The sequence below is a fragment of the Arthrobacter globiformis genome (genome assembly GCF_046536215.2).
GTDB lineage: Bacteria > Actinomycetota > Actinomycetes > Actinomycetales > Micrococcaceae > Arthrobacter > Arthrobacter globiformis_E.
The window spans coordinates 1,305,894-1,331,583 of record NZ_CM143421.1; the positions used below are offsets into that span (position 1 = coordinate 1,305,894).

The 25,690-nt window shown below is 67.4% G+C and carries 23 protein-coding genes; 5 read left to right on the forward strand and 18 right to left on the reverse strand.

The window, feature by feature from the left end; genetic code table 11:
• Nucleotides 1–30 precede the first annotated feature (30 nt).
• Genes moaC through R5O87_RS05910 form a run of 3 tightly spaced genes read right to left on the reverse strand, consistent with a single transcriptional unit; the run spans nt 31 to nt 3,272 of the window.
• The gene (gene moaC / locus R5O87_RS05900) at nt 31–525 is read right to left on the reverse strand and encodes a cyclic pyranopterin monophosphate synthase MoaC (RefSeq protein WP_410558134.1); all 495 of its coding nucleotides are present in this window, start codon (nt 523–525) and stop codon (nt 31–33) included.
• The gene (locus R5O87_RS05905) at nt 513–1,832 is read right to left on the reverse strand and encodes a molybdopterin molybdotransferase MoeA (RefSeq protein WP_410558135.1); all 1,320 of its coding nucleotides are present in this window, start codon (nt 1,830–1,832) and stop codon (nt 513–515) included. Before R5O87_RS05905 ends, moaC begins: the two co-directional genes overlap by 13 nt.
• An 18-nt stretch (nt 1,833–1,850) precedes the next feature.
• A complete protein-coding gene (locus R5O87_RS05910) occupies nt 1,851–3,272 on the reverse strand; it encodes a molybdopterin-dependent oxidoreductase (RefSeq protein ID WP_410558197.1) in 1,422 nt (473 codons plus the stop codon).
• Nucleotides 3,273–3,544: 272 nt separating this feature from the next.
• Here R5O87_RS05910 and moaA point away from each other — a divergent pair, with 272 nt between their 5' ends.
• Both moaA and R5O87_RS05920 read left to right on the forward strand, forming a co-directional pair.
• Complete coding sequence (gene moaA, locus R5O87_RS05915) at nt 3,545–4,717, forward strand: GTP 3',8-cyclase MoaA (RefSeq protein ID WP_410558136.1); 1,173 nt, start codon at nt 3,545–3,547, stop codon at nt 4,715–4,717.
• A gap of 3 nt (nt 4,718–4,720) precedes the next feature.
• Entirely contained in the window at nt 4,721–4,987 is a 267-nt protein-coding gene (locus R5O87_RS05920; RefSeq protein WP_410558137.1) for a MoaD/ThiS family protein, read from the forward strand.
• An 80-nt stretch (nt 4,988–5,067) separates the two neighbouring features.
• On the opposite strand, the gene R5O87_RS05925 is transcribed toward R5O87_RS05920, so the two are convergent.
• The 7 genes from R5O87_RS05925 to R5O87_RS05955 all read right to left on the reverse strand — a co-directional run bounded on the left by R5O87_RS05925 (nt 5,068) and on the right by R5O87_RS05955 (nt 13,180).
• Nucleotides 5,068–5,529 (reverse strand): DUF1579 family protein, encoded by a 462-nt coding sequence (locus R5O87_RS05925; protein WP_410558138.1) that lies wholly within the window; start codon nt 5,527–5,529, stop codon nt 5,068–5,070.
• A 29-nt stretch (nt 5,530–5,558) separates the two neighbouring features.
• Nucleotides 5,559–6,902, reverse strand: coding sequence for a M16 family metallopeptidase (locus R5O87_RS05930; protein ID WP_410558139.1), 1,344 nt, complete (start codon nt 6,900–6,902; stop codon nt 5,559–5,561).
• Nucleotides 6,903–7,099: 197 nt separating this feature from the next.
• The gene (locus tag R5O87_RS05935; protein WP_410558198.1) at nt 7,100–9,364 is read right to left on the reverse strand and encodes a polyribonucleotide nucleotidyltransferase; all 2,265 of its coding nucleotides are present in this window, start codon (nt 9,362–9,364) and stop codon (nt 7,100–7,102) included.
• 239 nt (nt 9,365–9,603) lie between these two features.
• The gene (gene rpsO / locus R5O87_RS05940; RefSeq protein WP_003798808.1) at nt 9,604–9,873 is read right to left on the reverse strand and encodes a 30S ribosomal protein S15; all 270 of its coding nucleotides are present in this window, start codon (nt 9,871–9,873) and stop codon (nt 9,604–9,606) included.
• A 178-nt stretch (nt 9,874–10,051) separates the two neighbouring features.
• Nucleotides 10,052–11,290 carry a kynureninase gene (gene kynU / locus R5O87_RS05945; RefSeq protein ID WP_410558140.1) on the reverse strand — a complete coding sequence of 413 codons (1,239 nt, stop codon included), beginning with the start codon at nt 11,288–11,290 and terminating at the stop codon, nt 10,052–10,054.
• Entirely contained in the window at nt 11,287–12,141 is an 855-nt protein-coding gene (kynA, locus tag R5O87_RS05950; protein WP_410558141.1) for a tryptophan 2,3-dioxygenase, read from the reverse strand. Before kynA ends, kynU begins: the two co-directional genes overlap by 4 nt.
• A 55-nt stretch (nt 12,142–12,196) precedes the next feature.
• Nucleotides 12,197–13,180, reverse strand: a complete 984-nt coding sequence (locus R5O87_RS05955; protein ID WP_410558142.1) for a bifunctional riboflavin kinase/FAD synthetase — start codon at nt 13,178–13,180, stop codon at nt 12,197–12,199.
• Between the two features lie 276 nt (nt 13,181–13,456).
• Here R5O87_RS05955 and R5O87_RS05960 point away from each other — a divergent pair, with 276 nt between their 5' ends.
• Nucleotides 13,457–14,284 (forward strand): DUF937 domain-containing protein, encoded by an 828-nt coding sequence (locus R5O87_RS05960; RefSeq protein ID WP_410558143.1) that lies wholly within the window; start codon nt 13,457–13,459, stop codon nt 14,282–14,284.
• Between the two features lie 65 nt (nt 14,285–14,349).
• On the opposite strand, the gene R5O87_RS05965 is transcribed toward R5O87_RS05960, so the two are convergent.
• Genes R5O87_RS05965 through truB form a run of 3 tightly spaced genes read right to left on the reverse strand, consistent with a single transcriptional unit; the run spans nt 14,350 to nt 16,167 of the window.
• The gene (locus R5O87_RS05965) at nt 14,350–14,787 is read right to left on the reverse strand and encodes a hypothetical protein (protein WP_410558144.1); all 438 of its coding nucleotides are present in this window, start codon (nt 14,785–14,787) and stop codon (nt 14,350–14,352) included.
• A 19-nt stretch (nt 14,788–14,806) separates the two neighbouring features.
• Nucleotides 14,807–15,160: a hypothetical protein gene (locus R5O87_RS05970; RefSeq protein WP_410558145.1), complete on the reverse strand. Its 354-nt coding sequence runs from the start codon at nt 15,158–15,160 to the stop codon at nt 14,807–14,809.
• Between the two features lie 2 nt (nt 15,161–15,162).
• Nucleotides 15,163–16,167 (reverse strand): tRNA pseudouridine(55) synthase TruB, encoded by a 1,005-nt coding sequence (gene truB / locus R5O87_RS05975; protein WP_410558147.1) that lies wholly within the window; start codon nt 16,165–16,167, stop codon nt 15,163–15,165.
• A gap of 91 nt (nt 16,168–16,258) precedes the next feature.
• Here truB and R5O87_RS05980 point away from each other — a divergent pair, with 91 nt between their 5' ends.
• Entirely contained in the window at nt 16,259–17,419 is a 1,161-nt protein-coding gene (locus R5O87_RS05980) for a pyridoxal phosphate-dependent aminotransferase (protein ID WP_410558148.1), read from the forward strand.
• A gap of 6 nt (nt 17,420–17,425) precedes the next feature.
• On the opposite strand, the gene R5O87_RS05985 is transcribed toward R5O87_RS05980, so the two are convergent.
• Complete coding sequence (locus R5O87_RS05985; RefSeq protein WP_410558150.1) at nt 17,426–17,911, reverse strand: nucleoside deaminase; 486 nt, start codon at nt 17,909–17,911, stop codon at nt 17,426–17,428.
• A gap of 49 nt (nt 17,912–17,960) precedes the next feature.
• Nucleotides 17,961–19,769, reverse strand: a complete 1,809-nt coding sequence (locus R5O87_RS05990; RefSeq protein WP_462836395.1) for an HNH endonuclease — start codon at nt 19,767–19,769, stop codon at nt 17,961–17,963.
• Between the two features lie 370 nt (nt 19,770–20,139).
• Here R5O87_RS05990 and R5O87_RS05995 point away from each other — a divergent pair, with 370 nt between their 5' ends.
• Nucleotides 20,140–21,261 carry a ScyD/ScyE family protein gene (locus R5O87_RS05995; protein WP_410558314.1) on the forward strand — a complete coding sequence of 374 codons (1,122 nt, stop codon included), beginning with the start codon at nt 20,140–20,142 and terminating at the stop codon, nt 21,259–21,261.
• Between the two features lie 132 nt (nt 21,262–21,393).
• On the opposite strand, the gene rbfA is transcribed toward R5O87_RS05995, so the two are convergent.
• The 3 genes from rbfA to R5O87_RS06010 all read right to left on the reverse strand — a co-directional run bounded on the left by rbfA (nt 21,394) and on the right by R5O87_RS06010 (nt 25,605).
• A complete protein-coding gene (gene rbfA, locus R5O87_RS06000) occupies nt 21,394–21,903 on the reverse strand; it encodes a 30S ribosome-binding factor RbfA (RefSeq protein ID WP_410558315.1) in 510 nt (169 codons plus the stop codon).
• A 337-nt stretch (nt 21,904–22,240) separates the two neighbouring features.
• Nucleotides 22,241–25,111 carry a translation initiation factor IF-2 gene (gene infB / locus R5O87_RS06005; RefSeq protein WP_410558316.1) on the reverse strand — a complete coding sequence of 957 codons (2,871 nt, stop codon included), beginning with the start codon at nt 25,109–25,111 and terminating at the stop codon, nt 22,241–22,243.
• A gap of 152 nt (nt 25,112–25,263) precedes the next feature.
• Nucleotides 25,264–25,605 carry a YlxR family protein gene (locus R5O87_RS06010; RefSeq protein WP_102970850.1) on the reverse strand — a complete coding sequence of 114 codons (342 nt, stop codon included), beginning with the start codon at nt 25,603–25,605 and terminating at the stop codon, nt 25,264–25,266.
• Nucleotides 25,606–25,690: the final 85 nt, after the last annotated feature.

Consider the following 25,690-nt stretch of genomic DNA (forward strand, 5'->3'; position numbering starts at 1 on the left):
TGGAAGCGGGGGTTTTCGAATCAGCGGTGCTCACAGGGCCCAGTCCCCGCTCTTGCCGCCGCTCTTGGCCAGGACCTTGATGTCCGTGAGGACAGCGTGCTTGTCCACGGCCTTGATCATGTCGTAGACGCTCAGCGCCGCCACGGAGGCGGCAGTGAGGGCCTCCATTTCGACGCCGGTAACACCGCGGGTCTTGACGGTGGCCAGGATGTCCACGGTCTCGGCGCCCAGTTTGAAGTCGACGGTCACCTTCGAGATGGGGAGCGGGTGGCACAGCGGGATCAGCTCAGGGGTTTTCTTGGCCGCCATGATCCCGGCAACCCGGGCAACGGCCAGGGCATCGCCCTTGGGCAGGCCGCCGGTGCCCAGCAGCGCCAGGACCTCGGCGGTGCTGCGGACCGTCGCCGTGGCCGTGGCCTCGCGCGTGGTTTCCGGTTTTCCTGAGACGTCCACCATCTGGGCCGTGCCGTCACGGCGCAGGTGCGTCAGGGCGCCGTGGTCATTTTCTGCAGTCACAACGTCCATACTTCCACCTCGGCGCCCTCGTCGAGAGCAGCGGTGCCAACGGGCACGTGCACCAGGGCATTCGAGTGGGCCAGTGCCTGCACCAGGTGCGAGCTTTCACCGCCCTGCAGCCGGACAGTGCCGTCAGCCTGCAATGACCCGCGCCGGACCTGGTGCTTGCCGGCCGGGGAGGTCAGCGACTGGGCCAGCCGGGCACGGACCGCGGGCCGGGGGGCGGGCGCGCCGAACAGTTCGCCCAGCACCGGACGGAGGAACATCTCAAAGGAGACGAGGCAGCTGACGGGGTTCCCCGGAAACGCAAGGAGGGGGACGCCGTCGAACGTTCCCAGTCCCTGGGGCCCGCCGGGCTGCATGGCGACATGCTGGAACGCGACGTCCTGCCCGTCCATGGCCTGCCGCACCACCTCGTACGCGCCCTTGCTGACTCCCCCGGTGGTGACAATCAGGTCCACCGCCGACGTGTGCGTGCGCAGCAGCGTCCGCAGGCCGTCCGGGCTGTCGGCGGAAATGCCTGCCCTGGTCACGGCAAGTCCCGCCTGCCGCAGGGACGACTCCAGGAGCGTGCCGTTGGCGTCGTAGATCTTGCCGTCCCCCAGCGGTTCCCCTGGTTCCACCACTTCATCGCCGGTGGTGACCAGCAGGACCGAAACCTGCCGGTGGACCAGGACCTCCGGCAACCCCAGCGCGGCGAGCAGGCCCAGCTGCGCCGGGCCCAGGCAGGTGCCCGCGGCCAGCGCCTGCCGGCCCGCTTCGATGTCGCTTCCGGCGGCGCGGATGAACGTCCCGGCCGCCGTGGCCGGCAGCCTCACCTCGGCTTCTTCACCCGGGGCCGGAAAGATAGAGGGGACAGCCTGTTCAATGGGTACGACGGCGTCTGCCCCGTCGGGCACCATGGCACCGGTCATGATGGGGACGGCGGTGCCGGGCTCCAGGGGTGCGGGCTGTGCGCCCGCCGGAACCGGAGCCGCCACGCGCAGGGCCGCGCCGCCGTCGGGCACGTCGCCGGAACGGATGGCAAAGCCATCCATTTGGGAGTTCGGAAACGGCGGCAGGCTGACTGGAGCAGTGATGTGCTCGGCGAGTCCGCGGCCCAAGGCCTGGACCAGTGGCAGTTTTTCGGTCCGCGCCGGTGACAGCAAAGGTTCGAGGAGCTCCCTGACGGCCCGCCGGTGATCCTCGACGCTCCGGTGAACGGGGTGTTCGGGGTCACCGTGCCGGTGTTCACCGTGATCGGGGGCGTGGTGATCGTGTTTGCCCTCATCGTGCTGGCTGTGCTGACGGGTGCTGCGCTCGTGGGGGCTGTGCATGGTCCGGCCTTTGGTGGGCTACGTTTTCACGTCCACTCTAATGGTGTGGAAGCCCGTGGCACCGTCCGGCGCCACCGAGCGGTGTTCCTCCGTCTGTTCAGTGCCTTTGAGGTCCGTGGCCCGCACCTGGATCTCGTGCTGCCCCGGCTGCAGGTCGACGCCGAGCTGCCACTGGTACCACGTGTCCGCCGAGATGCCCGGGGCCAGCCTGGCGGGCTGCCAGCTCCCCCGGTCCACGCGCAGCTCGACCTTGCCGATTCCGGTGTGCTGTTCCCAGGCGACACCGCCGAACACCACGTTCCCGGCCGGCACCGAGGCTCCGTCCCGGGGCACGTCGATCCGGGACGAGATCTTGATGGGGCCGCGTTCGGACCAGCCGCGCGGCGTCCAGTAGGCCACGTCGTCGGCGAACCTGGTGACCTTCAGTTCGGTGAGCCACTTGGTGGCAGAGACATACCCGTAGAGCCCTGGCACGATCATCCGCACGGGGAAGCCGTGCTCGAGCGGAAGGGGATCGCCGTTCATGCCCACGGCGAGCAGCGCATCGCGGCGGTCGGTGAGCGCCTCGAGCGGGGTGCTGGCCGTAAAGCCGTCCGAGCTCCGTGACAGGACCATGTCCGCCTCCGGCTTGGGGCCGGCCATCGCCAGCAGCTCCCGGACCGGCCAGCCCAGCCAGCGGGCGTTGCCGATCAGGTCGCCGCCCACCTCGTTGGACACGCACGCGATGGTCACGTGCCGCTCGACCAGGGGTTTCGCCAACAGATCCTCGAACGTGATCTCGACTTCCCGTTCCACCAGCCCGGTGACCCTGAGCCGCCACTCGCGGGAGTCAAGGACGGGGACGGAGAGCGCGGTGTCGATGCGGTAGAAGTCGCTGTTGGGCGTGACCAGCGGCGCTACCCCGGCCAGTCGGAGGTCGGCACCGGCCGGAATGGGCGGCGCCGCTGACTCCGGCACGGGCAGCCGCAGGGTCCGGCGGACCTCGTTGACGCCGGCCGCCCCGCCCCGCCACACGGTGACGACAGCGCCGCCCACCGCGACGCCGGCCGCGGTGCCGCCCAGCAGCTGGAAGAAGCCCCGCCGGGCCGGGCCCGTTCCGGCATCGCCGCCCGCGTCCGGGGCGGCCAGGCGCCTCACGAGCTTGAGCAGCACCGCGATACCGATCCCGGCGGCAAGGAGCGGAAGAACGACGGCGGCTGCGGTCACCTGGGCGCGGGTCAGGACGGCGGCCAGGCCCACGACGCCGAAAACGGCAAAGATGGCGGCACCCGCGAAGCGCCGGCGCAGCTCGAGGACGCCTGCGGCGGCGGCGATAGCGGCGATGGCCAGCGCCATGCCGGCCAGCAGGGCCAGTTTGTCCGCCGTGCCGAAGAGGGAAACAGCCCAGTCCTTGACGCCGGGCGGGGCAGCGTCGATGACGGCGCCGCCCAGGGCGCTCATGGTTGACAGTGAAGGACTGACAAAGCCGGCGATGAGTTCACTCGCGACGAGTCCGGTGCCGGCTGCCACCACGCCTGCAGCCGCCGCCCACCGGCGCCGGTGCCGGCCTGGCTTCTGGGACCCATTCACCCTTCAAGCATAGGTTCGGCAGCGCTTTTCCGGCACCGTCCCTGCCCCCTCCGCGGACGGGGCAGCTGCTGGCCAGCGGCCGCAGCGCAGTCACTGTTCGGGCCGGGTGTGATCGACGCCCCATCGTGGCGTAGCCTGAAGTAATGAGTGTTCAGCTTGGCATCCCGCAGCTCCGTGAAGGAGGCGCACCCGCTTCGGGTTCGCAGCCCCTTCCGGCTGCGCCCGCGGCCGGGATCCCCGCCCGCCGCCCGGCTGAGGCTCCCGCGGGCCTCGCCGACCGTTACGGCCGCAGGGCCACGGATATGCGCCTTTCCCTGACGGACAAGTGCAACCTGCGGTGTACGTACTGCATGCCGGCCGAGGGGCTGGAGTGGCTGTCCAAGCAGGCAGTCATGACGGGCGAGGAAATCGTGCGGATCGTCGGCATCGGCGTCAACCTGCTGGGCGTGCGCGAACTGCGCCTGACCGGCGGTGAGCCGCTGGTGCGGGCCGACCTCGTCGACATCATTGCCGCCCTGCGCCAGGCACACCCCGAGCTCCCCATTTCCATGACGACGAACGGCGTGGGCCTGGACCGCAAGGCCGCAGCACTCAAGGCCGCCGGCCTGACCCGAATTAATGTCTCCCTGGACTCGCTGCATGAGGAAACCTTCGCCAAACTGACCCGGCGCCCGTTCCTGGACCGGGTGCTCGCGGGGGTGGATGCCGCCTGGGCCGCCGGCCTGGGTCCCGTGAAGCTCAACGCCGTGCTGATGCGGGGCATCAACGACACCGAATCGCCGGCCCTCCTCGCCTGGGCGCTGGAGCGCGGCTACGAACTGCGGTTCATCGAGCAGATGCCGCTGGACGCCGACCACGGCTGGACCCGCCGGAACATGATCACCGCGGCCGAGATCCGGGAGCTCCTCTCCGAGGACTTCGTGCTCAGTCCGGATCCGCGTGCCCGCGACGGCGCGCCGGCGGAACGTTTTGAAGTACGACGCCGGACAACCGGTTCCGGCGATACTCACAGTTCCGATTCACTCGGCCCCGTGCTTGGCACCGTGGGTATCATCGCCTCGGTCACCGAGCCGTTCTGCTCCGACTGCCGCCGGACCCGGATCACCGCCGAGGGCAAGATCATGAGCTGCCTGTTCTCCCGCGAGGAATTCGACCTGCTCGGCCTGCTGAGGCAAGGCGCCAGCGACGAGCAGCTCGCCGAACGCTGGCAGGATGCCATGTGGCTGAAGCCCAAAGCCCACGGCATGGACCACGTGGGACTCGACGCCCCGGACTTCGTCCAGCCGGACCGCAGCATGAGCGCCATCGGAGGCTGATCCTTGAACGTACGATACTTCGCTGCCGCACGCTCCGCGGCAGGCGTGGAGGAAGAGCGCTTTGAACTTCCCGCGGGTTCCACGGTGGAGTCGCTCCTTGCGGCCGTGCTCGACGTCGAACGCCCAGAGCCTCCGGCCGGGACGCCGCCGCTGGACAGGATTCTGGCCCGCAGCAGCTTCCTGCTGAACGAGGTGGCCGTCCGGGACCGGACCACAGTCCTGGCCGAGGGCGACGTGGTGGACGTCCTGCCGCCTTTCGCCGGCGGCTAACCCCAACTGAGTAGCAGCACGGGGCGTTCCCAGCCGTGGGAACGCCCTGTGCTGCTACTTAGTTGGGTCAGCGCTTAAATTCAGGCGCGGTGGCAGATCGAGGTCATGAACGGCTGGAAGCCCTGGGCCTCCCCCAGCCGCAGTTCGGCCGTGTGGGTCAGCACGCCCTGGTCCACCCGGAAGGTGTGCCGGGCGGTGCCGCGGTCGCTGCGCCGCTCCACCGTGAGGGTTGAGTCGTGCCACACCCCGCGCGCCGGAGCCGCCGGGGGCCGGCCCATGCTGTCGACGTAGTACCAGAGCGTTTCGTCGTGGTCGGGGTCCACCGTGAAGACCCCGTGCCCCTCGAAGTGCGTGCCGTCGGCTTCGGTGTGGCGGTAGGACTGGACGACGGCGAACCCTCCCGCCGCGCGGGTGAACGTCACCTCCGCGGCGGCCGTACGTGCCGGACCCCACGGCGACGCGGCCAGTTCGGTGGTTCCCAGCCAGCGCCCGACGAAGATCTCCAGCGCTTCATGCGCTGTGCCCGGTTGCGGCTGCTCCATCATTCCTCCTACGCCGGAACCGGCGAAATTCAGAGCCCGAAGGTTTCCGATTCATCGAACGGGCCGACCACCGTGACGGTCCGGGGCGCCGCGGCAAGCTCGCTGGCCAGCTCCTGGACCTGTTCCGCCGTCACGGCCTTGATGAGGCGCAGGGTTTCGTCGATGTCCTGGTATTCGCCGGAGACCAGCTCGGCGCGGCCCAGCCGGGACATGCGGGAGCCGGTGTCCTCCAGCGCCAGGACGATCCCGCCGCAAAGCTGCCCCACTGCCTTGCGGAGCTCGTCGTCGGAGATGCCGCCGGCCGCGAGGCTGTCGAGTTCGGCGCCGAGGAGCTCCAGGACCTGGCGGACCTTGGTGGGCGTGCAGCCGGCGTACATGCCGAAGTAGCCGGCGTCGGCGTAGGACGAGGCGAAGGAGTACGTGGAGTACACGAGCCCGCGCTTCTCGCGGATCTCCTGGAACAGCCGGGACGACATGCCGCCGCCGAGCACGGCGTTCAGCACGCTCATGACGTAGCGGCGTTCGTCGGTAGCCACGATGGTGGGGCAGCCCATGATGATGTTGGCCTGCTCCACCGGGCGCGTGACAACATGCAGCCCGGCGGTGCCGGTGATCTCCGCGCGCGCGGTGGAGCGGCGCTCCACGGGAGCCGCACCGGGCTCAAGGGACCACCCGGCCGAGTGGAGGGCATCCACCACGAGCCGGCAGACGACGTCGTGCTCCAAACCGCCGGCGGCGGTGATCACCAGCTCATCGGGGCGGTAGTAGCGGCGGTAGTGGTCCCAGACGGAGTCCCGGGCCACGGCGCGGATGGCGTCCGGGGTGCCGCCAATGGGGCGCCCGAGCGGATGGGTGCCGAGCACGGCGGCCACGAAGTGTTCATGGGCGACGTCCGTGGGGTCGTCGCTGTCCATGGCGATTTCCTCGAGGATGACGTCGCGCTCCTGCTCCATCTCCGCGGGGTCCAGCACGGCGCCGGTGATCATGTCCGCGATGACGTCGATGGCCATCGGCAGGTCCGTGTCCAGCACGCGGGCGAAGTAGCAGGTGCTCTCCTTCGCGGTGGCCGCATTGGATTCGCCGCCTACCTCGTCAAAGGCTGAAGCGATTTCCAGGGCTGTGCGGCGCTTGGTGCCCTTGAACAGCAGATGCTCAAGGAAGTGCGTGGATCCGTGCTGGCCGGGGGCTTCGTCGCGGGACCCGACGCCCACCCAGAATCCGATGGTGGCTGAACGCTGACCCGGCATGGCCTCAGTCAGGACGCGGACCCCGCCGGGGAGGACCGAACGGCGGACTTCCGAACCGCCGTCGGCTCCATGGATCAGGGTGTCGCCGGGGTGGTTCTGCTCCAGCGGCAGGGGTACGACAGTCATCAAGGCCTTTCGGGAAGCGGAGCCAAATCTGCCTGCAATCGTACCAGCGGGCCCCGCCGTCGGAGTGGCTCTGACGTGGGCTGTTTGCCGCCGCAAGCGGAGGTTTGGGGTGCGGGTTAAACGGGGCGGGGCCGGTGGTACAACCAACGGCCCCGCCCTGATGGGTTCCGGCAGCACTCAGCTGCCGGAGCCCGGAACTACTCGGAAGCGTCCGAGCCTTCTGCCGGAGCGGCAGCGTGAACGCGGTCGGCTTCGCCGGCGCCTTCCTCTTCAGCTACTACCGGAGACAGGGACAGCTTTCCGCGGTCGTCGATCTTGGTGATCTCGACCTGGATCTTCTGGCCCACGGAGACGACGTCCTCGACGTTGTCCACGCGCTTGCCGCTGGCGAGCTTGCGCAGCTCGGAGATGTGCAGCAGGCCGTCCTTGCCCGGGGTGAGGGAGATGAACGCACCGAACGTGGTGGTCTTGACGACGGTGCCCAGGTAGCGTTCGCCGACCTCAGGAACCTGCGGGTTGGCGATGGCATTGATCGCGGAGCGGGCGGCATCTGCCGAGGGGCCGTCGGTGGCGCCGATGTAGACGGTGCCGTCGTCCTCGATGGAGATGTCCGCGCCGGTGTCCTCCTGGATCTGGTTGATCATCTTGCCCTTGGGGCCGATGACCTCGCCGATCTTGTCCACGGGGATCTTGACGGCGATGACGCGCGGAGCGAACTCGGAGAGCTCGTCCGGGGTGTCGATCGCGGCGTTGATGACCTCGAGGATGTGGAGGCGGGCTTCGCGTGCCTGCTTCAGTGCTGCTGCCAGCACGGATGCCGGGATGCCGTCGAGCTTGGTGTCCAGCTGGATGGCCGTGACGAACTCGGAGGTACCGGCAACCTTGAAGTCCATGTCACCGAAGGCATCCTCGGCGCCGAGGATGTCGGTCAGCGCGGCGTAGCGGGTCTGGCCGTCCACCTGGTCGGAGACCAGGCCCATGGCGATGCCGGCGACGGCGGCCTTCAGCGGCACACCCGCGTTGAGCATGGACAGCGTCGAGGCGCAGACCGAGCCCATCGAGGTGGAGCCGTTGGAGCCGAGGGCTTCGGACACCTGGCGGATGGCGTACGGGAACTCCTCGCGGGACGGCAGCACCGGGACGAGCGCGCGCTCTGCCAGGGCACCGTGGCCGATTTCGCGGCGCTTCGGGGAACCGACGCGGCCGGTCTCACCGGTGGAGTACGGCGGGAAGTTGTAGTTGTGCATGTAGCGCTTGCGCGTTACCGGCGACAGCGAGTCGATCTGCTGTTCCATCTTGAGCATGTTCAGTGTGGTGACACCCATGATCTGGGTTTCGCCACGTTCGAAGATCGCGGAGCCGTGAACGCGGGGCAGGACCTCTACCTCGGCGGTGAGCTGGCGGATGTCCGTCAGGCCGCGGCCGTCGATGCGGATCTGGTCCTTGAGGATGCGCTGGCGGACCACGTGCTTGGTCACGGAGCGGAAAGCCGCGGACAGTTCCTTCTCGCGGCCTTCGAACTGCTCGGCCAGGGAGCCAACGACCTCGTCCTTCAGCTCGTCGGCTGCGTTGTCGCGGTCCTGCTTGTCGGCGATCTGGAAGACAGCGGTGAGCTTCTCCGTGGCAGCAGCCTCGACGGCGGCGTACACGTCGTCCTGGTAGTCCAGGAAGACCGGGAACTCGACCGTGGGCTTGGCGGCGCGGGAGGCCAGGTCCTGCTGGGCTTCGCAGAGAGCCTTGATGAACGGCTTGGCAGCCTCCAGTCCCTCGGAAACAACCTCTTCGGTGGGGGCGGTGGCGCCCTGTTCCTTGATGAGGCTCCAGGAGTTGTCTGTGGCTTCGGCTTCAACCATCATGATGGCGACGTCGTCACCGGCAACGCGGCCGGCAACGACCATGTTGAACACGGAGTTCTCGAGCTGGGAGTGCTTCGGGAAGGCAACCCACTGCGAACCCTGCTCGTCGGCGACGAGGGCAACGCGGACGCCGCCGATCGGGCCGGAGAACGGCAGGCCGGAGAGCTGGGTGGACATCGAGGAGGCGTTGATGGCCACGACGTCGTACAGCTCGTCCGGGTTGATCGCCAGGACGGTAACGACAATCTGGACCTCGTTGCGCAGGCCCTTGACGAACGCGGGGCGCAGCGGGCGGTCCATGAGGCGGCAGGCCAGGATCGCTTCGGTGGACGGGCGGCCTTCGCGGCGGAAGAACGAGCCCGGGATGCGGCCGGCGGCGTACATGCGCTCTTCGACGTCCACCGTCAGGGGGAAGAAGTCAAAGCCTTCACGCGGGTGCTTGCCGGCGGTGGTGGCGGAGAGCAGCGCGGTGTCCTCGTCGATGTACACCATGGCTGCGCCGGCTGCCTGCTTGGCAAGACGGCCGGTTTCGAAGCGGATTACACGCTTGCCAAAGCGGCCATTGTCAATGACTGCTTCTGAGAACTGGATTTCGGGACCCTCCAAGAGAGTCACCTCCGTTTCCTATGTAACGGAAGTCCAGCCGCATCAACCCAGTCCAGCATCTGTCTACTGGCCCTGCACCCGGTCATCGATCGAGACCCACGGGCCGGCTTCAGTCACTGAAGCTTCCCGGGGATCACTACCGAGGACCGCGAATGCGTGATGCGGTTGATCCTCCTGTTTAGTTTTTATGTACTGACGAGGCGGCCCGTTCCGGGTGGAAAGGGCCGCCTCCAAACAGACTAGCGGCGCAGGCCGAGACGCTCGATGAGCGAACGGTAGCGGGCGATGTCAGTGTTCTTCAGGTAAGTCAGCATGCGCTTGCGGCGACCAACCATGGCCAGCAGACCGCGCTGGGTGTGGAAGTCGTGCTTGTGCTCCTTCATGTGCTCAGTCAGATCCTTGATCCGCTGAGTCAGAACCGCAATCTGGACCTCCGGCGAACCGGTGTCGCCCTCGGACGTTGCGTATTCCTTGATGATGGACTGCTTTACGGCGGCGTCAAGTGCCACAATAACTCCTAGAGATGTGCCGTGAGGCCCGAGTCAGAAAATCACTGCCGGGGGTGCCGCGCGGAACTCCGAGGAGCATTCCGCATAGGGCAGGATCCAGCAACCACGGACTGCAGCCGGATCCACCGCTTAGTTTACCGGCCGTGTTGCAATTCTGTCGAAACGGCAACAGGGCTGGTCAGGCTGCGGGGAGCAGATCCCGGATGGCCGCCATGCCGCGGTGCAGTTCGGCAAAGCCGGTGCTCAGCGGCGAAAGCCCGATCCTGATGCCCTGCGGGGCGCGGAAGTCCGGGATGACATCCCTCTCCCAGAGCTCCGCGGTCACCTCCCGGAAGGCGGGATGGTCAACGGTGATGTGGCCTCCCCGGCGGTCCGGATCCCGGGGCGTGGCGAGCCTTACCCCGGCCGGCGCCAGCCAGGCATCGTGCAGTTCCAGCGCGTAGGCGGTGAGCTGCCGCGACTTTTCCCGGATGGCTGCCATGCCGGCTTCTTCAATCAGGTCCAGCGTGCCGCGCATGGCAATCATTCCGAAAATGGCCGGCGTGCCGCTCAGGAATCCCCGGATGCCGGCGGCCGGTTCGTAGCCCGGCCCCATCTCGAACGCGTCCTTCCGGCCCATCCATCCCCAGATGGGCTGCGCCAGTCCGGGCAGGTGCCGGTTATTGACGTAGGCGAAGGCGGGCGAACCCGGCCCGCCGTTCAGGTACTTGTAGGTGCAGCCCGCCGCAAAGTCCACGTTCCAGGCGTCCAGCTGCAGCTCCACGGACCCGGCGGAATGGCACAGGTCCCAGATCACCAGCCCGCCGGCGTCGTGCACTGCTTCCGTAATGCCCGGCAGGTCTGCCAGGTACCCCGAGCGGTAGGCCACATGGCTGAGAAGGACGACGGCGGTGGCCGGGCCCACAGCCTCCCTCACCTGGTCGAGGTGGACACCGGAGGCGGGGTCCGCCTCGATCCAGCGCAGGGTCAGGCCCTCCTCCTTGGCGATGCCCTCGACGAGATACCTGTCGGTGGGAAAGTTGTCCGTGTCCACCACGATCTCTGTCCGCGCCGGATCCCCGACGGCGGCCAGCGCGGCCCGGATCAGCTTGTACAGCACGACCGTGGTGGAGTCAGCGATGATCGTCTGGCCCGCGGCGGCGCCCAGCACCGCCCGCCCCAGCTGGTCACCGATGGCCTGGGGCATGTCCAGCCATTCCTCGTCCCAGCCCCTGATCAGGCGACCGCCCCAGCCCTCCCGGATGAAGGCGGCAATGTCTCCGGCGGTCCGCTTGAGCGGGCGTCCCAGGGAGTTGCCATCGAGGTAGGACAGCTCGGTCTCTGCGCCGACGAACAGGTCGCGGTACCGGGCCAGCGGGTCCTCGGCGTCGAGGCGCCAGGCCTTTTGCAGCAGGGCGGCGCCTGCCTGCGTGGTCACTGTCCGATCTCCGTGCGCACGGCGAACAGCTCCGGGAAGAACGTCAGCTCAAGGGCCTTTTGCAGGAACGCCGCCCCGGTGGAGCCGCCGGTGCCTGTCTTCATGCCGATGGTGCGCTGCACGGTGCGCAGGTGCCGGAACCGCCACAGCTGGAAGTTGTCCTCCAGATCAACGAGTTCCTCGCAGGCCTCGTAGGCTCCCCAGTTCTGCGCGGCGTGCTCGTAGATGTGCTTAAACAGCGGCACCAGGGCAGGCTCAAACTCGTGCGCGCGGGTGACGTCCCTGGTCAGCACCTCCTCGGGAACATCGAAGCCCTGGCGGTGCAGGTAGGCGAGGAATTCGTCGTAGATGCTCGGCGCGTGCAGGACTTCGGTCAGCAGCGCGTGGGCTTCGGGATCGGACTCGAAGACGGGAAGCATCTTCCTGTTCTTGTTGCCCAGCACGAACTCGACGGCGCGGTACTGGCTGGACTGGAAACCGGACGAATTGCCAAGGAAGCCACGGAATTCCGCGTACTCGGTGGGTGTCAGCGTGGCCAGCACGGACCACTGTTCGGTGAGGGTCTTCTGGATGTGCTTGACCCGCGCGATGCCCTTCAGGGCCGAGCCGAGGTCATCCGAACGCAGCCACTGCGCGGCGCTGCGGAGCTCGTGGAGCACGAGCTTCAGCCACAGCTCCGTGGTCTGGTGCTGGATGATGAACAGCAGCTCGTCGTGGTGTTCCGGGACGCTGACCGGCTGCTGGGCGCTGAGCAGCGTGGGCAGCTGCAGGTAGGACGCGTAACTCATGCGGGAACTGAAATCCCGCACAATCCCCTTGTCCAGTTTCCTGGTGTTCTTCTCTACGGTCACAGCGTCGCCTTCCTTGCCAATACTGTGTGGTGCAGACCCGTGTGGTGCAGGAGGTTCAGCGCTTGAGCAGGATGTCGTGCGTCTGCAGGACGTCCTGGCGCATCTGATCCACGAGGGCTTCAGGCCCACGGTATGCCACCATGCCGCGGAGCCTGGCCACGAACTCCACGACTACTGTCTGGCCGTAGAGATCGAAGTCCTCGATGCGCTCTTCCGGCCTGTCGATGACGTGTGCCTCAACCTGGCGGCTCACGCCGTCGAACGTGGGGTTGGAGCCAACGGAGATGGCGGCCGGCCAGCGGGTCCCCGCCTCGTCCACGAGCCAGCCCGCGTAAATGCCGTCCTCCGGAATCAGGCCGCTCGCATCGCTGGAGAGGTTGGCGGTGGGAAAGCCGAGGTCGCGGCCGCGCGCGGCTCCGTGAACCACCTCGCCCCGCATCCGGTGAGCGCGGCCGAGGACCGCGGCGGCGGTGCCGACGTCTCCCTCCCGGAGCGCCTCGCGCACCCAGGTGGAGGAACAGCGGCGGTCTGTTCCGCCGTCGTCATGCAGCGGGAAGCCCTCGGAGCCGAACTCACTGATGATGAGGACCTCAAAGCCGAACTTCTCCCCCAGCTCCTGCATGGTGTTCAGGTCTCCGGAGTTCCCTTTGCCGAACCGGGTGTCGTGGCCGATCACCACGTGGCTGGCGTGGAGGCTGTCCACCAGGACCGAGCCGACGAATTCTTCCGGGGTGAGGCTGGCGAGCTCCAGGGAGTACTTCATGACCAGGATGGCGTCCAGTCCGAGCTCACCGAGCGCGTGGAGTTTGTCCTCCAGCCCCATGATCAGTTCGGGGGCGCTTTCCGGCCGATGGACCAGGGCCGGATGGGGGTCGAACGTCACGGCAACCGACTTGGCGTTGTTCAGCCGCGCGGTCCGGATGAGCTGGGACAGCACCTGCTGGTGGCCGCGGTGGACGCCGTCGAAATTGCCGATAGTGACAACGGAAGGACCAAAGTCTTCGGGGACCTCGGTCGGATCATTCCAGATGTGGACCATCAACCTCGCCTTTTACTGCCTGACAGAACTTGCTTCCGGCGCGCCAGGGCCGGAACTCTCTAAGGTTACCCGCAATCACTGCCTGCCACGGACGCCCGGTTCGGTGGCCCGGCGAGTGAGGCGTGGCCGGACCGGCGGGTCTATCTTCCCGCAGGCACGCGCGGCTAGGATGCAAAGGCGACGGCCGGGCACCGCTGCCCTGAGCTATCTGAGTTTCATTCGCGTTTTAGCCGCACGGATCGCCTGCGAGACGAGCGGGCCGGAAGGAGCCACGCCATGAGTGATATCCAGGAGCTGTTGGCACAAATCCCTGTCCAGCAGATTGCTTCGCTGCTGGGGACTGATACTGCGTCCGCGCAGGCCGCAGTGGAGGCCGCCGTGCCGACGCTGCTTGCCGGAATGCAGAACAACGTCCAGGCGCCCGATGGCGCCGCGGCGCTGGAGTCCGAGCTGGCCAGGCACCGGAACGGACTGGCCGACGGCGGCGTGGACCCGTCGCAGGTTGACACCCAGGACGGCGAAAAGATCGTTGGCCATGTCTTCGGCGGCCAGCAGGACCAGGTGGCCAACCGGCTTGCCGGAACAGCGAACCTTGGCGGAGTTGGCGGGGACCTCGTCCGCAAGCTGCTGCCAATCCTCGCACCGATCGTCATGTCCTATCTGGCCAAGAAGGTCCTCGGCGGCGGACAGGATTCCGGGGCGCAGGATTCCGGGGAGCAGTCATCCCCGGGCGGCGGCGGGATTGACCTGGGAAGCATCCTCGGCGGAATCCTGGGCGGCGGCCTCGGTGGCTTGGGCGGCCTTGGTTCGGGAGGGCAGGGCGGCGGTGGACAGGGCGCCGGCGGGCCTGGTTCGGGAGGACTCGGTTCAGGCGGGCTTGGCGATATCCTGGGCGGCATCCTTGGCGGCGGCTCGCAACCGCAGCAGGCCCAGCTGAACGAGCAGGACCAGGAACCCCCGACGCAATCCGACGCCGCGCCGAGTACAAGCGACCTAGCCCAAACGAACGACTCAGCGCCACAGAACGACTCAGTGCCACCGGCGCACCGGTCGGTGACGCCCGGCGAGCTGATCGAGGTGGACCTGCCCGACGAGAACCGCTGATCCGGAACAGTGGTTCCCGGACCGCAGTGGTTCCCGGACCGCAGCGGTCGAGACCGAAGAGGTTCCTAGACCGCCCGGGCTGACGGCCGCCGTCGGTAGAGCCAGATGAGGCCCAGGATCGGAAGAATCAGCGGAACAAAGGCGTAGCCGCGGCCAAAAGCGGACCACACGGTTTCGTGCGGGAACTGCACGGGATCGAACAGGCTCAGCGCCCCCACGATAATGACGCCGACCAGTTCCACCAGGACGGCGACCAGGGAAACCTTGAACCAGGTGCGGCCGGCCTTGGCCAGCGACACCGTGGCCACGACATAGACGACGGCGGCGAAGGCGGAAAGCAGGTAGGCCAGCGGTGCCTCGGAGAACTTGGTGAGGATCTGGTAGCCGGCCCGTGCGGTGGCCGAGATCGCAAAGATGGCGTAAACGGCTATCAGGAGACGGCCGGGGCCGGTGTTCCTCGTATCGGCGGGACGCTTGCCGGTGTGTTCGGACGTATCAGTCAACTTACGTGCTTCTTCCACTTCAGTACCAGATCTGATTCATGCGGGCGGCCATGACGAGGGCAGTAACTCCGACGGCAGCCAGGACGAAGTTGCTCCACCGGGTCCGTTCCAGGATGGACCAGTACACGGCGGCGACGGGCAGCAGGAGGGCGGTGGCGAGGTAGCCCCAGAACTCCCACGCCTCCCCGGCGATCTGCTCCCCCGCGATGACCCGCACGATCGAGCCCACGAGGTAGATCAGCAGGGCCAGTTCGACGGCGGCCACCGAGAGGATGGTGATGTCGTTCGGGGCCTTCTTCATGATGCCGGCCGCCACACAGACGAGCGTGGACAACAGGCCGACAGCCAGGATGATGTAGAAATACGCGTCCAACGCTAGGCCTGCCCGCCGCCGTCGGCATGGGAACTGTTCGCAATGCCGGCGTCTGCGCCGGAACTGTAGGAGGTGCCGGAACTGCCGGGTCCCGTTCCCGGGGCGAAGACCAGCACGGGTTTGGCGAAGCTTCCGCTGTCCGCGAGCAGCGCCACAAGCGAGCCGTCCGGCGCGAACGCGGCAGCAGGCTTTTCCGCCGTGGCGGCGCCCGGTGTGCCCGCCGCGGTTCCGGCTGCAATCCGCCGGCCGAACGAAATCTCGGTAGTTTCGTCGGCGCTCAGTTCCCGGTTGGGCATGAGCGCCCTGGCAGCCTGCGACATTTCCAGGATTTCGAGGTCGTCGGCGAGCTCTTCGAGGGTGCGCGCCTGGTCCAGAGAGTAGGGACCCACGTTGGTCCGCCGCAGCGCGGTCAGATGACCGCCGACGCCGAGGGAATTGCCGAGGTCCCGGGCGAGAGCGCGGATGTAGGTGCCCGAGGAGCATTCCACCGTCACGTCGACGTCCACGACGTCCGTGCCCTGTCCGGCGGCCTGATCCCGGCGGATTCCGTGGATGTCGAAGCGGTGGATGGTGACGGGCCGGGCGGCCAGCTTTACCTCTTCCCCGGAACGGACGCGGGCGTAGGAGCGTTCACCGTTGACCTTGATGGCGCTGACGCTGCTGGGCACCTGCTGGATCTCCCCGGTGAGGGACTCCACGCCGGAGCGGATGGCGTTCTCGGTCAGGGAATCGGCGCTGGTCCGGCTGACCACTTCGCCCTCGGCGTCGTCGGTGATGGTGGACTCGCCCAGCCGGATGGTTGCCGTGTAGGTCTTGGACGTACCCACGATGTACGTGAGGAGCCGCGTGGCCTTGTTGATGCCGAGCACCAGCACGCCGGTGGCCATGGGATCCAGCGTTCCCGCGTGGCCCACTTTCCGGGTACCGGCGATCCGCCGCATCCGTCCAACCACATCGTGGCTGGTCCATCCCTGCGGCTTGTCCACTATTACCAGTCCAGAAAGCACGCCTATCAGTATATCGGGCACGCGGCCGGGGCATTGGGGACGCGGCCCGCCCGGCGGTGACACATCCGGGCCCGACGCTAGGATGGCACTCATGCCCGAGCTTTCCGCGCACATACGCGACGTACCCGTCAACCAGATTCGCGAAATCACCGAGGCGGCGTGGCGCACGCCCGGGGCGCTGATCCTGAGCATCGGGGAGCCCGGGTTCCCGCTCCCCCGCCATGTCCTGGATGCCGGAATCGCGTGCCTGGACCGTGACGAGACCAACTACACTCCGAACGCCGGCCTCCCGCCGCTCCGGGAAGCTTTCTCAGCCAGGTTCCGGGAACAGTCCGGGGTGGACATCGGGGCGGACCGCGTATACGTGGTCGACGGCGCCCAGCAAGGCCTGCACTTCGCGATGAGCCTGCTGCTCGCACCCGGCGACGAAATCCTGATTCCCAATCCGGGCTATCCCACGTTTGCCATGACGAGCCGGCTCCTCCATGCCGTCCCAGTGGAGTATCCGTTGTACCCCGCGCACGATTTCCAGCCTCGGATCGCAGACGTCGAAGCGCTCATCACGGACCGGACGCGCGTGCTGATGCTCAACTCGCCGTCAAACCCTTTGGGAGCGGTGCTCCGGGAGGACCTGACCCGGGAACTGGTGGACCTGGCCCGCCGCCACGATCTGTGGATCATCTCGGACGAATGCTACGAGGCCTTCACGTACGACGTCCCGCACGTGAGTCCCGCCCGGTTCGACAGCACCGCCCCGGGCGAGGCGCGCGTGTTCACGTCGCTGACGCTGTCCAAGACCTATGGGCTCACCGGTCTGCGTATTGGCGCGCTGATCTGCCCGCCCGGGCTGGAGCAGCGAATGAACAACGTCATGGAGGCGATCGTTTCCTGCGTGGCGTCACCGTCCCAATATGCGGCGCTCGCCGCTTTGACCGGACCGCAGGACTACGTGTCGCAGGCCCACGCGCATTACCGCGCCAACCGCGACGCGGCGTCGGCGGTCCTGGCAGAGAAGGGCATTCCCTTCCTCAGCGCGCAGGGTGCGTTCTACCTTTGGGCGGACGTCTCGCACGTGAGCGGCGGAAACGTCCGGGCCTGGGTGAAGCAGTTCCTCGCCGAAGCCGGCGTCTCCTTTGCGCCCGGGACCGCCTTTGGCTCCATCGGCGAGGGCTGGATCCGGATCGCCTTGTGCGGCGACCAAAGCGAACTGGTCGAGGGCGTCGGCAGGCTCCCGCGCAGACCCGCTGGGTAGCGAGCTTCAGTAGTCGGTGCGTTCGGCGCTGTTCCGCCAGGCATCAAACGGTTCCTCCGATGTCGGAACCGGGGTGTGGCTGACCGGCAGCAGTTCCGGCCGGGCGCCACCGAAGTATTCATAGAAAAGCGCGTCGTCGAATCCCGCGGCGGCCGCGCCGTGCCTGTCGGCGGCGAAGTACACCCGGTCGATCCGCGCCCACAGTGCAGCGGCGAGGCACAACGGGCAGGGCTCGCAGCTGGCGTACAGGACGGCGCCACTGAGGTCGAAGTTCCGGGTCTCCGCAGCGGCAGTCCGGATGGCCACCACCTCGGCGTGGGCGGTGGGGTCGTTGTCCCGCGTGACGCGGTTGACCCCTTCGTGGACGGTGCCGTCGGCCGTCACCACCAGCGCGCCGAAGGGCCCGCCGCCGGCCGCGACGTTCCGCTGTGCCAAGGCCACAGCCTCCGTCAGGTATTCGGTCACGTCTGCAGCTGTTGGGTGGGCGCGCATGGTCTGATCATAGCCAGCCGGATGGCGAAGCGGGACAGCCACGTGCCATTCATTCGTGTTGGGGTGGTGAGTGGAAGTAGTTGTTGCGGCGGGGTTTTCGGTGGGGGTCGAGTTCAGGTGGGGGTTTGAACCAGGGGACCTGGTTGGTGACTTCGATGGTCCAGTGTTCTTTGTGGATGAGGTGGTGGTGGTGGCTGCAGAGCAGGACGCCGTTGCCGGTGCTGGTGGGTCCGCCGCGGGACCAGTAGGTGATGTGGTGGGCTTCGCACCAGGCGGCGGGGATGGTGCAGCCGGGGAAGGCGCAGCCTTGGTCGCGGGCGGTGATGGCTTTGCGGGTGTGGGGCGGGAAGATGCGGGTGGTGCGGCCGATGTCCAGGATCCGGCCCTGGCTGCCGAGGACGATGGGGATGATGTCGGCGTCGCAGGCGATTTTGCGGATCGTGGCCGGGTTCACCGGCCCGCTGAACGCGAACAGGGCGGTGCCGCCGTTGGCCCGGCTGGCGTTGGCCCGGTGGAAGTTGGTCCGGCTGTTGTTGGTCGGGCTGATGGAGGTCGGCTGCGAACCCTGAGCGTCGTGGCCGTGCTGCTGGTGTTGGGCCCGTTGGGCCTCTGAAGCCCATGGTGGGTTTTGGGCCGATTGGGCGTCTTGCCGGTGTTGGAGGTCGGTGAGGAGGTCGCGGTAGTTGATGGTGACCAGGATCTGGGGCCGGTGTCCGCCGTTGGCGGGCAGGGTGTCGGTGGTGAGTACTGTTTGCAGTGCGCCGACGAGCCCGTCGAGCCGTTTCTGACCCTGTGAGCGGTGGTCCAGGGAGATTTCGGGCGGGTCGGCGGTGTCCCAGCCAGCGTGGCCGGCCGGTTCACCGGCCCCTGTCCCGGCGGAACTGGTCCCGTCACGGCCCATGCCGCCGCCACCCGCTCCGTTGATGCCGTTCCCGTCCGCTTCGTGGCGGTCGGCCGGTGGTGGGGTGCGGGGGTTGGTGGCGGTGTTCATGACGGTGGTGATGGTTTCGAACTGTTCGGGCGTGGCGAAGATTTCCAGGTGCTGCAGGCCGTGTTTGGGGCGGCGGATGAAGGCGCCCTGGATTTGCCGGAGGGCTGCTTCGGAGGGTTCGGTGCCGTCCTGGTCGATGGCCTCGGCCCAGTGCCGGGCGACGCGGGTGAGGAAGTCGGCGTCGTTCTCGATCGCGGCCAGGGTCAGGTCGTGTTCCATCGCGGCGGTGTGGTCCGGGGTGGTGAAGTGCCGGGCCCGGTCCAGGGCCAGGGTGATGGTGGTCGCGGCGCGGGAACTGATCTGGGCGGTGTCGACCGCGGTGGCGAGTTCTTCGTACCGGGGCGGGAGCTGTTGCCCGCCGAACCCGGCCCTGGGCAGGACCGAGTCGGCCAGTCCGATCCGGCGTCGGGCTTCGGCGGAACTGATCCGCAGCCTGTCCCGGAGGAACTCGACACTGTTCCGCGACCCGTCATTCCCCGGGGCGGGCTCGGCATCCGCGACCGGGACCAGGGGTGATGCCGCGGCCGTGAGCGTGGCGGTGCGGGACCGGTCCACCGCCCCGGCGGCGAGCACCTGCAGGCGCTCCACCCTTCGGGAGAGCTGCTCCACCCGGCCGGCGAAGTCAGCGGACTGCCGGAAACCCCACAACGCGGTGTCCTCGGCAGTGATCGCGTCCTGTTCCAGCAAAACCAGGGCCTGATCAACCGCGTCCCCCACGTGGATACGGGTGACCGCCCCGGCAGGCACGCTTTGAAGGGCGTTGGCACCAACCGAAACCGGCTCAGAAACCAACCCACCGGCACCGGCCAACCCACCGGCACCCCGCCCTAAGGCCAGATGTTCGGTGAATCCCCCAATGGCTTCCATGGAACCAGTCTGATCAGGGGGTCTGACATTAATAGACCTGGCGTCAGGCACGCCCTCGGGCACCCCGCCACTCAGCTGGCCACCGCCGTCGTCCCCGGGAACGGAAGCCAAGCCACCGGCACCGGGTCCTAAGGCCCGGTCCGCGGTGAATCCCCCAATGGCTTCCATGGAGCCAGTCTGATCAGGGGGTCTGACACTAATAGCCCCATCCGCGGGCTTACCGAAAACTCTTTGGCAGGCTCCGGCAAAGTTTCGGCCCATCGACAGGCGCCGAAAGCCGGGCTTAGAATTACGCGCGTCGGGGGACCCGTTTTTCGGACCAATATCGGTCTCAATGTTCTGGATGCGCAACAAAGACATTGGAGACGGTATGGAAAAGCAACGAGCACTTTGGGCGGCTGTCGCGGCTGCCTCGCTCCTCTTGTCGGCGTCCCCGGCTGGCCACGCGGCCCCGGCAAGCAAGGCCGCTGCGGCCCAGTCGGCACCCACGGTGCTTGCCAAGGGCCTGCTGAGCCCGCTCCACCTCAGCGACGGACCGCACGGTTCAGTTCTGGTCAGCGAGGAATTCAAGGGGCAGCTGACGAAAGTCGCCCGGGACGGCAGCAAATCGGTGGTCTACCGGAACGAGGCCTGGGACGTGGCCGGCAGCGACCGCCGCGGCCACACCATTTACGTGGCCGAGAGCCAGGGCGCGGGCCCGATGGATCCAAGGCCGTTGGCCGGACACATCAGGAGCATTGACGCCGACGGCAAGCAGCGGACGTTCGGCGACCTTGCCGCCCTGGAGATGAAACACAACGCCGACGGCGGCACCAGCTACGGCTTCAAGGATCTGCCCGCCGCCTGCGCTGCGAAACTCCCGAAGGACGTGCCGATCTCCTACAAGGGCCAGATCGATTCGCATCCCTATGGAATCGATGTTTACGGCGACACCATCTACGTCGCCGACGCCGGAGCCAACGCCATCGTGTCGGTCGACGTGGAGTCAGGCGAGGCCGAAACCGTTGCCGTGCTGCCCGCCCGGCCGCACACGTTCACCGCCAAGGAGGCGGCGGCCCTCAAACTTCCGGGCTGCATCGCCGGCCAGACCTACCGCTTCGAGCCAGTGCCCACGGACGTCAAGCGCGGACCGGACGGCTGGCTGTACGTCTCCGTGCTGCCCGGCGGCCCGGAGGACCCCGCGCTTGGTGCCCGCGGAGCGGTCTACAAGATCAATCCCCACAATGGCCACGTGAAGCTGTTCGCCGACGACGTGATGTCACCCACCGGCCTGGACATGGACGACGACGGGCACGTGTACGTCGCGTCGCTGTTCGGTGAGGGCGTGCTGAGGCTGTCGGCCCACTCAGGCAAGCAGACGGTGGTGCTTCCGGGAATGCTCACGGCCGACGTGGACATCAGGGGTGAAACCATCTACGCCACGGTCAACTCGCTGCCAGCACCGAATGCGGCACCGGACGGCCACGTGGTGAAGGCTCCGCTGGATGACTAGCGAAAAGTAGGAACCGGGAAATAGGGACACATGAAAGTAAAGGTGCGGCCGGATCGCATAGATCCGGCCGCACCCTTACAGTGCCTGGCGGCAGGGGCTCCGCAGAACTGAGCTGTAAAGAACCCGGAACGCTTAGCGGTTCCGGTCCTCGTCGATTGCCTCGTCGTCCGCCAGGTCGAGGTCCTCTTCGTCGAAGTCGTCTTCGTCGATGTCCACGTCCGGCTGGGCGTCGCTCTTGTACGGGTCTGCCTCGCCCGCGTGCTTGGCGTTCTTAGCCAGTTCGGCTACCTCGGCGTCGCGCTGCTTCGCGGTGCGGAGCAGTTCTTCGAGGTTGGACGCGTTCACGGGGATCTGGTCCGCCACGAACTCGAGCGTGGGAGTCAGCCGGGCAGTGATGTTCCGGCCCACTTCCTGCCGAAGCACGCCCTTGGCCTTCTCCAGCCCCTTGGCAGCATCAGCCTGCACGGCCTGGTCGCCGAACACGGTGTAGTAGACGGTGGCATGCTGCAGGTCATTGGTCACACGGGCATCCGTGACAGTAATCCCCTCAAGCCGGGGATCCTTCACCTTCCGGCCCAAAGCCTCAGCAACAACAACCTTAATCCGCTGCGCCATCTTGGCAGCGCGTGCCGGATCAGCCATTTTTACTCCTAGAAAGATTGGGGGTACGACGGCGCCATCACGCTTACGTACACAGGTTTGGTAAATGCCACGCACCTAAGGCGAGCCTACTGACGGACGCCGTTGGAATCTTTCCGGCGGCCCTTTGGAGCCGCGGAGGGGCCCAGGAGTGGCATCTAAGGAGATGGCCTAGGGACCCGACGCGAGCTTGCGAGTGTTGGGAAGGCCAGCTCCGCTGCCGGAGCCGGGTGGCCGACGTCGTAAGACGTAGGCCACCCAGCGTAGGGGCGGGGCCCCCTCTGCGGCGGAAAAGGTGGGGCCGCCGGAAAGATTCCAACGGCCCCACCCGGTAAACCGACTAGACGCGCGGCTTCTCGCGCATCTCGAAGGTCTCGATGATGTCGCCCTCGGTGATGTCGTTGTACGAGCCAAGGCCGATACCGCACTCGAAGTCCGTACGGACCTCGGTGACGTCGTCCTTGAAGCGCTTGAGCGTCTCCACCGTGAGGTTGTCGCCAATGAGCTTGCCGCCGCGGGTGATGCGGGCCTTCGTGTTGCGTCGGATGGTACCGGTGCGAACGATGGAACCTGCGATGTTGCCGAACTTGGAGGAACGGAACACTTCGCGGACCTCGGCCGTGCCCAGCTGGACCTCTTCGTACTCCGGCTTGAGCATGCCCTTGAGGGCCAGCTCGATGTCATCGATTGCTGCGTAGATGACGGAGTAGAAGCGCATGTCCACGCCTTCGCGGTCGGCCAGTTCGGCGACGCGCTCGGCAGGCTTGACGTTGAAGCCGATGATGACGGCGCTGTCGACCGTTGCCAGGTTGACGTCATTCTGCGTGATCGCACCAACACCGCGGTGGATGACGCGGAGCTGAACGCCTTCGCCGACGTCGATCTTGAGCAGCGCGTCTTCGAGGGCTTCCACGGCACCGGAGACGTCACCCTTGAGGATGAGGTTGAGGGTGTCGATCTTGCCTTCGGCGACGGCCTGGTCGAAGTCTTCCAGGCTGATGCGCTTGCGGCGCTTGGCGAGCTGGGCGTTGCGCTCAGCGGCTTCACGCTTCTCGGCGATCTGGCGGGCAGTACGCTCGTCGGCGGTCACCAGGAAGGTGTCACCGGCGCGAGGCACGTTGGACAGGCCGAGGACCTGGACCGGGCGGGACGGCAGTGCCACGTCAAGGGCCTCGCCGTCCTCGTCGAACATGGCGCGGACGCGGCCGTGGGCCGTACCGGCCACGATCGTGTCGCCGACCGCGAGGGTACCGGACTGCACCAAGACAGTGGCCACGGAACCGCGGCCCTTGTCCAGGTTCGCTTCGATGGCGATGCCTCGAGCGGCCTTGTCCGGGTTGGCCCGCAGGTCGAGCGCTGCGTCGGCGGTCAGCAGCACGGCGTCGATCAGCTCGTCGATGTTCAGGTTCTGGCGGGCAGAGACCTCAACGAACATGGTGTCGCCACCGTATTCTTCGGGAACCAGGCCGTACTCGGTGAGCTGGCCCTTGACCTTGTCCGGGTTCGCGCCTTCCTTGTCGATCTTGTTCACGGCCACGACGATCGGCACGTTGGCCGCCTGGGCGTGGTTGAGTGCTTCAACGGTCTGGGGCATCACGCCGTCGTCCGCTGCCACAACCAGGATGGCGATGTCCGTGACCTTCGCACCACGGGCACGCATGGCGGTGAACGCCTCGTGGCCCGGGGTATCGATGAAGGTGATGTCGCGCAGCGCACCCTCGTGTTCGTGGCTGATCTGGTAGGCACCGATGTGCTGCGTGATGCCGCCGTGCTCGCCGGCAACGACGTCAGAGTTACGGATGGCATCCAGCAGGCGGGTCTTGCCGTGGTCAACGTGACCCATGACGGTGACTACCGGAGGACGTGCCTCGAGCTCTTCGTCGCCTTCGGCCTCGAGTTCAGCTTCGACGTCGATATCAAACGTGCTCAGCAGTTCGCGCTCTTCATCCTCGGGCGAAACGACCTGCAGCTTGTAGCCGAGTTCCTCGCCGAGGAGCGCAAAGGTGTCCTCGTCCAGCGACTGGGTTGCCGTTGCCATTTCACCGAGGTGGAAGAGCACGGTAACCAGTGCGGCGGGGTTCGCCTCGATCTTGTCAGCGAAGTCCGTGATGGACGAGCCACGGCGGAGCCGGATAACAGTGTTGCCGTCGCCGCGGGGTACGCTCACGCCACCCAGCGACGGTGCGCTCATCTGCTCAAGTTCCTGGCGCTTTGCGCGCTTCGACTTGCGCTGCTTGCCGCGGCCTGCGCCGCCCTTGCCGAACGCACCCTGGGTACCACCGCGACCGCGGCCACCCTTGCCGAAGCCACCGCCGGCCGGAGCACCGCCGCCGCCACCGGGGCCGCCGGTTCCGGGAGCGCCGGGGCGGCCGGGACCGCGTCCGCCGCCACCGGGACGGCCGGCACCTGCAGGTGCGGGACGCTCGGTGCGGTTAGGCATCATGCCGGGCGTGGGCCGGTTTCCGCCGGCACCCGGACGCGGACCGCCGGGACGGGGGCCACCTGCACCGGCCGCAGGACGCGGGCCGGGCGTAGCGCCGGGACGCGGAGCACCGGGGCGGGGTCCGCCAGCACCGGCTGCCGGACGCGGGCCACCGGGACGCTCGCCGTCAGTGCGGCCACCGCCGGGACGGGGCATGCCCTGGGAAGTTGCAAACGGGTTGTTGCCCGGGCGCGGCGGACGTTCGCCGTCTCCTCCACGGCCGCGGGGCATACCCTGGGACGTGGCGAAGGGGTTGTTGCCGGGGCGGGGGCCACCGGGACGCGGAGCGCCGCCCGGACGTGACGGAGTCTCGGCCTTGGGCGCGGGGCGGGCACCCGGCTTGGCACCAGTGGAAGGCGCAGCAGGCGTTGCGGCAGCCGGAGCCGCCGGGGCCGCGGGAGCAGCCGGAGCTGCGGGCGCCTCGGCCTTAGGGGCCGGTGCAGGTGCGGGAGCCGGAGCAGGTGCCGCGGCCTTGGGAGCAGCAGGACCGGGAGCCGGCGCGGGACGGGATTCCGCCGGCTTGGCCGGGGACTTGGGGGCGGCTGCGGGGGCTTCGGACTTCGAAGCGGCGGCAGCCGGGAACGCGTTGCGAAGTTTCCGCACCACGGGGGCCTCAATGGTGGAAGAGGCGGAGCGAACAAATTCGCCCAGTTCCTGCAGTTTGGTTACTGCATCTTTGGAAGTAATACCGAGCTCTTTTGCAAGCTCATGTACGCGGACCTTGGCCACATTTCTCCTGTCTCGGTCCGCACCGAGCCAGGCACGAACCGTCTACTTCTTACTGCGGGCCCCCGCTGCTGTTACAGCTGAAAGGCCCATTGCAGAGCGCAACAAAGTTGTCATCGTTACGCACTCATCGCTGGGAACTCATCGGGTTTCCATCAGATTTCTGACCCGCTTTCAGGTTGGACGGTTGGTACTGCAGACGCCGGGACATCCGCAGCGTGCGCTCCTGCCGTTATCCGGCGTTCGACGGCGGCGGTTCCGGTTGACCCGTTAAGGGCCCTTCCGAAGGCTCGCCGCTTGACCGCCAGGGCCAGGCACGCTTCGCTGGGGTGCAGCCATGCACCCCGGCCAGCCATCCGGCGTCGTTCATCCACCACGACGGCGGACGAACCGCCGGTGTCGGAGACGAGCCGGAGCAACTCTGACCGCGGCCCCTTTTTCCGGCATCCGATGCAGGTACGCTGCGGCTGATTCCCGAGTTGTTGCACGTGTGCCACTGCCGAGTATCTTCCTGCCTGTACCTATCTGCGTGCCCGGCCGCCCGCCACTGCCTTTCGGCAGGCCTGCTTTCGACAGGTCTGG

Coding starts and splice junctions, on each gene's coding strand:
- moaC (WP_410558134.1), bottom strand. CDS start 525: ATGGACGTTGTGACTGCAGAAAATGACCACGGCGCCCTGACGCACCTG.
- R5O87_RS05905 (WP_410558135.1), bottom strand. CDS start 1,832: ATGCACAGCCCCCACGAGCGCAGCACCCGTCAGCACAGCCAGCACGAT.
- R5O87_RS05910 (WP_410558197.1), bottom strand. CDS start 3,272: ATGAGCGCCCTGGGCGGCGCCGTCATCGACGCTGCCCCGCCCGGCGTC.
- moaA (WP_410558136.1), top strand. CDS start 3,545: ATGAGTGTTCAGCTTGGCATCCCGCAGCTCCGTGAAGGAGGCGCACCC.
- R5O87_RS05925 (WP_410558138.1), bottom strand. CDS start 5,529: ATGGAGCAGCCGCAACCGGGCACAGCGCATGAAGCGCTGGAGATCTTC.
- R5O87_RS05930 (WP_410558139.1), bottom strand. CDS start 6,902: ATGACTGTCGTACCCCTGCCGCTGGAGCAGAACCACCCCGGCGACACC.
- R5O87_RS05955 (WP_410558142.1), bottom strand. CDS start 13,180: ATGGTCCACATCTGGAATGATCCGACCGAGGTCCCCGAAGACTTTGGT.
- R5O87_RS05960 (WP_410558143.1), top strand. CDS start 13,457: ATGAGTGATATCCAGGAGCTGTTGGCACAAATCCCTGTCCAGCAGATT.
- R5O87_RS05980 (WP_410558148.1), top strand. CDS start 16,259: ATGCCCGAGCTTTCCGCGCACATACGCGACGTACCCGTCAACCAGATT.
- R5O87_RS05985 (WP_410558150.1), bottom strand. CDS start 17,911: ATGCGCGCCCACCCAACAGCTGCAGACGTGACCGAATACCTGACGGAG.
- R5O87_RS05990 (WP_462836395.1), bottom strand. CDS start 19,769: ATGGAAGCCATTGGGGGATTCACCGAACATCTGGCCTTAGGGCGGGGT.
- R5O87_RS05995 (WP_410558314.1), top strand. CDS start 20,140: ATGGAAAAGCAACGAGCACTTTGGGCGGCTGTCGCGGCTGCCTCGCTC.
- rbfA (WP_410558315.1), bottom strand. CDS start 21,903: ATGGCTGATCCGGCACGCGCTGCCAAGATGGCGCAGCGGATTAAGGTT.